A 348-nucleotide genomic window follows, 5' to 3' on the forward strand; every position below is an offset into this window, starting at 1 on the left:
GTCGGCCTCTACCTTCTCTCCGACCTGTCGCGTTCGGTGACGGGCGAAGTGCATCATGCCGACAGCGGCTATCATGTCATCGGCATGAAGGCTGTGGACGCGCCTGATATTTCCGTCATCAAGGACTGAGGCGTCCTACCCCAAGCGGAGCCGATCCCCGTGCTCATCTATGTGATCAGACACGGCCAGACCGACTGGAATGCGGAACGCCGCCTGCAGGGGCAGAAGGATATCCCGATCAATGCGATCGGCCGCGAACAGGCAAGACAGAACGGGATCGCCCTTGCGGCGGTCCTGAAGGGCGAAGACAGAAAATTCGACTTCGTCGCCAGCCCGCTCGGGCGCACG

Annotated in this window: 1 protein-coding gene and 1 pseudogene; both read left to right on the top strand. The window is 61.5% G+C overall.

Features of this window, described 5'->3' with window-relative positions; genetic code table 11:
* Window positions 1-129 (top strand): annotated as a pseudogene (locus tag AC5ZGW_RS47745) (NADH-specific enoyl-ACP reductase); the annotation flags it as partial.
* Window positions 130-159: 30 nt separating this feature from the next.
* Window positions 160-348: histidine phosphatase family protein (locus AC5ZGW_RS47750; protein ID WP_496114353.1), on the top strand; the 189-nt coding region annotated here is incomplete at its 3' end.

Source organism: Bradyrhizobium sp. Crot121, from assembly GCF_059512385.1.